We start from the raw sequence: 4,207 nt of genomic DNA on the forward strand, positions 1-4,207 counted from the left end.
CCCATGAATTCTTCCGTCAAAAGAAAGCAAATAAAAATTCAACTTGTAGATCCGCATGAAATTACGCGCTTAGGTGTGACCCACCTTCTAGCGTCCAATCGTGAAATTGAAATTTGCGGGACCTCATCAAATGGTGCTGATGCCCTGAAATTAGCCGCTAAATATAATCCTGATTTAATCATCATCGAGCCCGACCTCCATGAAGAAAGTGGCATTGAGCTTATCTCCGCTCTACTGAAAACCTGTAAAGCCAGATCATTGTATATACCGGTATCAAAAATTCTGAAATTCATGACCAAGCGTTTGTGAATGGCGCTCGTGGAGTGATTAGCAAAACTGAGCCAACAAGCAATCTTCTGAAGGCAATAGAAAAAATTCATGAGGGTGAGTTATGGCTCAATCGAAATGCTACCTCTCGAATTCTGCTACAAATCTCTCAAGCTAACTTACCTAAAGAGCTCACTAGCGAACAGATGAAATTGGCTTCACTGACTCCTAAGGAGGATAAAGTCACTCGCGCCATACAGTTACATTCAGAGAAAACCTTAAAGCAAGTTGCTGACAGTCTTCACATTAGTGAACATACCTTGCGCAACCATTTGGCTTCTATTTACGACAAGCTAGGCGTGCGTAATCGTATGGAACTTTATGTCTTTTGTGGAAAATTTCAAAAAACAGAAGATGCGGATAATCACCCTAAACGTCGCTCAACCGACTAATAGGGCCTTACAAACTCATGCTGGACTGAAGTTTGGATTTACCCATAATTGCATCTTGATAGCCAGGCTTTAGAGTCAGAGCTTGATCGTAGTTGACCAAAGCTTCCTTATTGCGCTTTAAGCCAATCAGCACTACAGCCCTGTTATTAAAGGCCTCAGCGTATTGAGGATTGATTTTGATGGCCCTATCCAGCTTAGGTAAAGCAACCTTAAATCGACCCATCGAGCATAAGATCGCCCCCAAGTTATTACATAGGGCTGCGCTATTAGGATTTGCAGATAATCCGAGCTCATAAGCATGTAATGCTTTATCCAGCTTTCCCATCGAGATGAGAACATTAGCCGTATAGATATGAGCGCGCCAATATCCTGGTGAAAGCTCAAGCACTCTAGCAAAGTCTGCCAAGGCTTTCTTAAATTGCTTTAGCTCTGCCCGAACAAGACCTCTATTTTTAATAGCATCTACATATCCAGAGTCAATGGATAAAGCCTTGTCATAGTTTTTAAGGGCCTGCTCACTATCACCCACGGCCGCTTGTGCATTAGCTAGATTGCTGTAGGCTCTTGGATTGCTCCCATCCACTGCAATGGCATTTTCAAACAACTTAATGGCCATGGGAAAGGTCTTCATTTGTGAGGCGATGAGGCCCATCCCATGAATAGCTGCATAGTGATCGGGATCTTGTCGCAAGATCTCCTGGTATAAAGCCCACGCTTCTTTTAGCTGGCCTTTGAGGTGCAGCTTTTCAGCATTAATCAGCTTTGCCTGCAGTTCAGATGGAGTGTGAGAGCTATTAATACTGATAGACATTGGTGTTCTGGACGCCTTTTTAGGTGACACATTACTCTTAGCCTTCTTTGCGGCTGCCGTTTTCTTGAGGGGGCCAGCTTTCTCACTAGTCCCTCCAAGCTTCAACTTCTTACCCACGCTTTTTACCATAATAAATCAATGCCACAGAATCTTATCAACATTGGAAATTTCGTGGGAAGTACCATCAGCAGTCGTAATAATGGCTTCATTATGAGCATGATCGCTTGTGAAATTAATCTCCTTATTCTCCGCATCAATAGTCGCTGTGCCAGATTTAATCTGTACAGTCCAATCCCCAGCTTCATTGCTATAGCTATTCGTGAGACTTCCACCTTCTGCAGAAATCGATGCAGGGCCTCCATGATCGCTTGAAATATCTACTACATCGGTCCAGCTAGCTCCATGCAAGGCATCACTTAATGCGGATCCGCCTGCATGAACACCGAGCGCATCAGGTACACCGATTTCTTTACCGTAGAGAGTGGCAACTTCATAATCTACACCACCAATATTGACTGTAATAGTTGAGTGAGAATCGGTTACCCCATCCTGATCAATTGAGATGACTGAACGAACACTGTCAGCAGGATTGAGGATGGCGGATAAATCAACATGGTCGCCATCATTGATATTAAAGCCATCAATCGCGAGTGCACCATCGGCAATAGAGGCAATTTGGTAAATATCCTGGACACCATTGCCATCGGTCATAACAGATTCGACTGCAAAAGCTACGTCCTCGGCAATACCAGTACTGCCATCGGTCATGGTGTAAGTAGTTTGTCCATAGATTAAGACATCGCCGTCAACTGCCGTATGCATAACCCCATCAGAAGTTAAAGATAAACTAACAATTCCGCGATCAGCAAGGGTTAGGAACTCTCCAACATCCACAATGCCATCGCTATCAGCATCTTGCCAAACACCAAAGTCATTAAAGCCAGCATCCTTAGCATCAAAGACATTATCGTGATTGATGTCATAGACTTTAGCAAGGCCCTGCAAGTCGGTCTCACCTGCTTGAGTTGAAAAGACAACGTTAACACTGCCATCAGCTCTTTGATTGGCTAGGAGGCCGTCTTCAGAGGCAACCCAAGCCGTAGAGATCTTTTCTCCATTGCCGTCATAGTCATACTGAACACCAGCATCTTTATGAAGATACTCAACTCCATCGTTATTCAGATCGAATGCAATTGGGGTGATACGTGCCCGATCGGTAGTATTGCTTGAGCTGGTGCTAATCGCAGATAACTCCACGTTACTTAACTCAATTAAATTACCACTTCCCGCACTGTTTGAAGTCTGAGTATAAATATAGGTATTTGTAATGCCATTAATAGTCGCAGTAAAAGCAACTGTGGTGCCCGCACTACCAAAGTCTTGCAAACCGAGGTATTCCACAACTGCAGCGACGTGTGAGTTAGAAGTAAGCGGTATAGCACTACTAAAACTAGATGCATCATCAAATGTAATCATCCTACCGCTATCAATCCTATGAGAGCTAATTGGATTTCCTGAAATAGTTAGGGTTGAGTCAGATCCATTTTTGGAGTTAGTCGTACTCGCCAAGCGAGCAGTGCCTGGTAAACTTAAAATATCTTGAGTAGATCCAGTTTGGTAGTCTTTGATAATATCAAATCCCGAAATAGATCCTGCATCGCCACTGCCAGATATCGTATACGCAGAATCACCAGTAGCAAAACTAAAGGTATCAACCCCGCCACCGCCAAATAAGATATCCGCTCCAGCTCCACCAGTGAGGGTATCAGCCCCAATATTACCAATCAAAATATCATCACCGCCAGCACCTGATAGGGTTTTACCACTTGTCAGTGCATTCAAAATAATTTCAGAATTACTTGTACCTGACATAGTGCTGCCAGTACCCACATTTGTAAATGTAACAACTCCATTTGAAGTGGTAGTTCCATCATCCAAAGTGTAATTAAGATCATCATTGCTAGACACTCCACCAGCACTAATCACATCAGCATTTATTGATTGGCTATGCAGCCAAGAAAAAATGCCACAGAGAAAAGTGATTTCGATGGTGGCAGAGTTTTGTGCGTATGCAGGCAGCCGAAAGATCGAGTGCCTAGATTTAGCCTGGACGCAGATTGATGAGAAGCAAGGCGTTATCCGTATTAAGAGAGCCAAGCAGCGCGGCAGAAAACGCGGGGAAGTCATTGATGTCATTAAGATTAGTGATGCCTTGCAAGATCTGATTAACCGATTAAAGACTATCCGTAAGGATGGGCTGTATGTATTCCCTACTCAGCGTGGATCGCACTATACGGCAGCAGGCTTTAAATGTATGTGGGGCAAGCTGGTAAACCAAGCCAAGGATCTGAAAGTGATCGATGGTGGGTTTACCTTTCATGATCTACGCGCCTACTATGTCACTCAATTTAAACAATCGAATGACGGCAGATTGCCCGATATTCATGCCAATCCGCAAACTACGGCACGCATTTATGATCGTACAAAAGAGGTAAAACGCAGGGCAATTTAGAAATGCAATTCCCAATTTGGGAATTTTTATGGGAATTTTATATGTATAAAAACCCAGTGACTAACGGCAAACCCATATAGAATATGGGGCGAACGACGGGGCTCGAACCCGCGACAACCAGAATCACAATCTGGGACTCTACCAACTGAGCTACGTCCGCCACTG

General features: G+C 43.8%; 5 protein-coding genes and 1 tRNA gene. 3 read left to right on the plus strand and 3 right to left on the minus strand.

Annotated features, from left to right (window positions below; all coding sequences use genetic code 11):
• On the plus strand, positions 1-309 hold a 309-nt coding region (locus B7X71_RS12755; protein WP_293600931.1), incomplete at its 5' end, for a response regulator.
• Positions 306-719, plus strand: coding sequence for a LuxR C-terminal-related transcriptional regulator (locus B7X71_RS12760; RefSeq protein WP_293598062.1), 414 nt, complete (start codon positions 306-308; stop codon positions 717-719). The genes B7X71_RS12755 and B7X71_RS12760, both read left to right, overlap by 4 nt.
• A gap of 7 nt (positions 720-726) precedes the next feature.
• Here B7X71_RS12760 and B7X71_RS12765 read toward each other — a convergent pair whose 3' ends face one another.
• Positions 727-1,647 (minus strand): tetratricopeptide repeat protein, encoded by a 921-nt coding sequence (locus B7X71_RS12765; protein ID WP_293598063.1) that lies wholly within the window; start codon positions 1,645-1,647, stop codon positions 727-729.
• Positions 1,648-1,665: 18 nt separating this feature from the next.
• Positions 1,666-3,516 carry a hypothetical protein gene (locus B7X71_RS12770; protein ID WP_293598064.1) on the minus strand — a complete coding sequence of 617 codons (1,851 nt, stop codon included), beginning with the start codon at positions 3,514-3,516 and terminating at the stop codon, positions 1,666-1,668.
• Positions 3,517-3,553: 37 nt separating this feature from the next.
• On the opposite strand from B7X71_RS12770, the gene B7X71_RS12775 reads away from it, so the two are divergent.
• Positions 3,554-4,042 carry a tyrosine-type recombinase/integrase gene (locus B7X71_RS12775; RefSeq protein WP_293598065.1) on the plus strand — a complete coding sequence of 163 codons (489 nt, stop codon included), beginning with the start codon at positions 3,554-3,556 and terminating at the stop codon, positions 4,040-4,042.
• Between the two features lie 84 nt (positions 4,043-4,126).
• On the opposite strand, the gene B7X71_RS12780 is transcribed toward B7X71_RS12775, so the two are convergent.
• Positions 4,127-4,202, minus strand: a tRNA-His gene (locus tag B7X71_RS12780).
• Positions 4,203-4,207 lie beyond the last annotated feature (5 nt).

The sequence above is a fragment of the Polynucleobacter sp. 39-46-10 genome (assembly GCF_002282275.1).